This window comes from Escherichia sp. GZ89 (assembly GCF_019366485.1).
GTDB lineage: Bacteria > Pseudomonadota > Gammaproteobacteria > Enterobacterales > Enterobacteriaceae > Escherichia > Escherichia fergusonii.
In genome coordinates this window covers 1-1,284 of the sequence record NZ_JAEOHX010000042.1, presented here as the reverse complement: position 1 = coordinate 1,284, position 1,284 = coordinate 1, and the positions used below count along the sequence as shown (strand labels likewise).

The following is a 1,284-nucleotide window of genomic DNA, read 5'->3' as shown; positions in this document are numbered from 1 at the left end:
GTCACACAGGGCGGACAGACGTTTATTAATGAGGCGCTGATCAAGTTCCTTATTGCTCCCACGATTACCAGTGGTGGCAATCCTCCGGCATTCTCCCTGACACCTGACGGAAAGCTGACTGCTAAAAATGCGGATATCAGTGGCAGTGTGAATGCGAACGCCGGGACGCTCAACAATGTCACGATTAATGAGAACTGTCTGATAAAAGGAAAACTGTCTGCCAGTCAGATTGAGGGCGATATTGTCAAAGCGGTGGGAAAGGCTTTTCCACATGATCCGCGCGAATCAGAATTTAAACCGTGGCCGTCAGGTACGATTACTGTGAGGATAGATGATGATCAAAAATATGACAGACAAATTGTCATTCCTGCTGTTGCGTTTCGTGGGGCGAAGCACCGGCAGGCATCCACAAACAGTGAATATTATTCATCCTGTCGTCTTGTTGTAAAAAAGAATGGTTCTGTAATTTATGACAAATCGACCAACGATGTTACAGCCATTTACACAGGTATCATGGATATGCCAGCCGGTTCTGGAGGAATAACTCTTGAGTTTTCAGTTTCTGCGTCAAACGGGAATTATTATCCTTCAGCGACTATCAGCGATTTGCTTGTGGTCATTATGAAAAAATCCACAGCTGGTATCAGTATCAGCTGAATGTTTAAAACCCAAACCGGGCGCCAGAAATGGCGCCTTTTTTATTGCAGAAAAGTGAGAGGTAATTATGCGTAAAGTATGTGCAATTCTTTTGTCCGCAGCAGTATTCCTGACCGTATCGGGTACGACAGTGAGTGCAGCAGAACACCAGAGCACATTAAGCGCAGGATATATTCATGCTCATACGAAAATGCCAGGCGGTGATGATCTGAATGGTATTAACGTGAAATACCGTTATGAATTTACGGACACGCTTGGGATGGTGACGTCATTCAGTTATGCCAACGCCGAAGATGAGCAAAAAACGCATTACAGCGATACCCGCTGGCATGAAGATTCCGTTCGTAACCGCTGGTTCAGCGTGATGGCGGGGCCGTCTGTACGCGTGAATGAATGGTTCAGCGCATATGCGATGGCGGGTGTGGCTTACAGCCGTGTTTCGACTTTCTCCGGGGATTATCTCCGCGTAACTGACAACAAGGGGAAAACGCACGATGTGCTGACCGGAAGTGATGATGGTCGCCACAGTAACACGTCTCTGGCGTGGGGGGCTGGCGTGCAGTTTAACCCGACCGAATCCGTGGCCATTGATATTGCTTATGAAGGCTCCGGCAGTGGTGACTGGCG

General features: G+C 47.9%; 1 protein-coding gene and 1 pseudogene. Both read left to right on the top strand.

The window, feature by feature from the left end; genetic code table 11:
• Window positions 1-657 (top strand): annotated as a pseudogene (locus tag K0335_RS22050) (DUF3672 domain-containing protein); the annotation flags it as partial.
• Between the two features lie 67 nt (window positions 658-724).
• A partial coding sequence (locus tag K0335_RS22045; RefSeq protein ID WP_219394149.1) for an Ail/Lom family outer membrane beta-barrel protein occupies window positions 725-1,284 on the top strand: 560 nt, incomplete at its 3' end.